This is a genomic window from Roseobacter sp., from assembly GCF_024639605.1.
In the GTDB taxonomy this organism is placed as follows: domain Bacteria; phylum Pseudomonadota; class Alphaproteobacteria; order Rhodobacterales; family Rhodobacteraceae; genus Roseobacter.
Window position 1 is genome coordinate 1 of record NZ_JAHEHZ010000258.1, and the last position, 2731, is coordinate 2731.

Consider the following 2731-nt stretch of genomic DNA (forward strand, 5'->3'; position numbering starts at 1 on the left):
AGTTCGGGATGTTGGAGAGGAACTCGGCCATCCATCGCATTTTGTGCAGGGTCGGTGCCGGGTTCACCAGAAGCGGTGCATCCGCGTGCAGCATCCATTTCAGGCCTTTGAGTATGGTGCCCCACTGTGTCCAGACTTCGGCATTGGAGGCAGAAAGCTGCCCGCCGTTGGCAAAGCTGGTCTCCATCGCCGCATAGCGGTGGCGGTCGTAAACAGTGACGTCATAGCCGCGGTCGAGCAGCTCATAGGCAGTGGTCAGACCGGTCACGCCGGCGCCGATTACAGCAACTGAAGTCATAGCATTTCTCCTTGCACGCGCGGCTTTGCGCCGCTTGCCCCCTCCGTGCATGGAACCTGAGAGTTTCACCCGGAACCCGGGCTTTCTCCTACGGTGGACCCCAATGCGAGGGGCCGCTTTCCGGAGTGTTTAAGCTGCACCGGTCCTTGGACCTGAGAGTTTCCGGGGCGGTTGCTCCTTCGGCGACGGTTGCCCGTCTTCTCCCGGTACAGCTTGATCTGTTGCGTGGGCATTAGGGCAAGCGATTGAGTCGCGCAACTGTTTTTTGCAGGCGTACGGATGCCCGGTGCGAAGTGTGTATTCGCATCCGCAAAAGCCCGGTCGCAGCCGGCTTTCAGGTCGCGCCGCTGATCGGGGAAAATGCCGTTCAGGGCCCTGTCCGGTTTGCCGGTATTGGCTACCCGGTCGACGTTTCGGCAAACAGCAAGAGCATATCACCGCAGGCCGGGACCGGGAGAATGCCCGCCATAATCGAAGGACTCCCGGTTTCGCGATGTATGCATTGCTGGGCGGGGACGATGCAGGGTACGGTCATTGCACGGTGGTCACTGGCGCCTCTGTCACATGATCACGGACGTCCCCATATCGCAGCCATGGAAAAAGGCGCCGCCTTCAGCTTTCAGCCTTCACCGGCTTCCGGCATAGGCGCGATTTTTTCGATGGCGATCTGCGCGCCCTCGACCGCCCGCACACGCAGGTTTCTGGGACGGCTGCCGATAAACTCGTGGACCGCAGCCAGCACGCCATCCCCCCACCAGCCACGACGATGATAGTCGTCAAAACCAATCAGACCGCCGGGCTTCATTTTCGGAAAAAGGGCTTCCAGATCTGCGCGCACACCTTCGTAGGAATGATCACCGTCAACATAGGCAAATGAGATGCTTTCATCTTCAAATTCCGTCAGTGCAGGCACCGAGTAATCGCGCACGATCCGCACCGTTCCGGCTTTAATTTCTGTTGCAAAGGCTTTGGAGACGCGCTTGTGGATGCGATCCATCTTCTCGGCGCCGGCCCGGGCGGCAAGGGCTTCGCTGTGGCTGTCCTCAACGATGTGCTCCCAGGGGTCGATCAGCACAAGACAATCCGGTTCCAGAAATTCAAGGAGCGTGCCGGAGAAGTCCCCTCGCCATACGCCGATCTCAACAACGAGGCCTCCCTTGGGCATGCGTTTCAGAAAGCGTCGGCGCACAGCCTCCTTATTCTGCTTTTTTTCTTTCTTCATTGCCGCGCCCCCCGTTTCTGCGTGCAGTCTGTGCGTTGCGTGCGGGAAGTCAACGCCTGCATAGGTGGCTTTCGTCAGATGATGCAGCATGGACTCAACTCAGGCCCGGGCACTGGCCGGACGCTGCGGATATGGCGCGTCTGTCTGCATCAGCCGGCGCGGCACCTGCCGGTTACTGACCACTGAACCAGTCCGCAGTTGCCCGGAATTTCCGCTCGGGCTGCCGCGACGCAAAACACACAACAGAGGCGCGGATCAGACCCTGTTTACGTGCTCGTTATTGTTAACAGGTCAGGAGCGGATTTGCTCGGCGAGCTTTTCAGCGCCGGATTTCAGGACATCAATGTGGCCGATCAGGCCTTCAAGGGAGTGTCGCTGGATCGGCGCGTGCACTGACAGCGTGGTCATCAGGCGTTTCTGGCCATCAACGATCGGTACGGCGACCGCCGCCATGTCCTCCATAAATTCCTGATTATCCGTCGAGTACCCGCGTTTTCGGGTCATTTCGATTTCGTCCCGCAATGCAGCCCTGTCTGTGATTGTGCCGGGGCCGTGTGGCTCAAGAGCAGCGCTCTCAAGATATCGGCTGAAATAGGCAGGGCGCAGGGACGACAAAAACATCTTGCCGCTGGCCGTACAGTGAAACGGAACCTGTGTCCCCACAGGCAGCTGTATGCGCAGCGGCCAGTGTGTCTCTACCCGGTCGAGATATGTCATCCCCTCCCGGTCGGGCATGGCGATATTACAGGTCTCGCCGATTTCGGCCGCAACGCTGCGCAGGATGATAAGCCGCAATGCCCGCACGCGCTGCGAGGAGATCGTTTGAACGGCGATCTGGCGCAACCGTGGTCCGGGGCTGTAGGAGCGTCCGTCAATGTCACGCTGCAGAAACCCCTCTGCCTCAGCGGTGTTGAAGAGCCGGTGCAATGTGGGTTTCGGCAGATTGATTACGTCTTTGATGACCGAAGGCGTGACAGGCACGCCTGCTTTGACGACCTCCTCCAACAGCATCAGCAGTCTCAGGTTCGTTGGAATCTGGGTTTGCTTGTCTGATGGAGTGAGGTCGTCTGCCATGGGTATTTACCTTATGTTTCAGGCAGCAGCATAAGCGCCAGATCAGGTGTCAGTGCCACAAGAATCCAGGTGGCCATAAGCGCGACCAGGTACATTGTAGAATACTTGAGCAACCGGAAGTAAGGCACCCCCGTCAC

At 58.8% G+C, this 2731-nt stretch carries 3 protein-coding genes and 1 riboswitch; all 3 genes read right to left on the bottom strand.

From position 1 onward, the window contains the following. On the bottom strand, positions 1-298 hold a 298-nt coding region (locus tag Q0M35_RS18485; protein WP_295317717.1), incomplete at its 3' end, for an FAD-dependent oxidoreductase. 130 nt (positions 299-428) lie between these two features. Further along, positions 429-514: riboswitch (glycine riboswitch) on the bottom strand. Between the two features lie 403 nt (positions 515-917). Beyond that, a complete protein-coding gene (locus Q0M35_RS18490) occupies positions 918-1487 on the bottom strand; it encodes a class I SAM-dependent methyltransferase (protein WP_295317718.1) in 570 nt (189 codons plus the stop codon). A 324-nt stretch (positions 1488-1811) separates the two neighbouring features. Continuing rightward, entirely contained in the window at positions 1812-2594 is a 783-nt protein-coding gene (locus Q0M35_RS18495; protein WP_295317719.1) for an IclR family transcriptional regulator, read from the bottom strand. Positions 2595-2731: the final 137 nt, after the last annotated feature.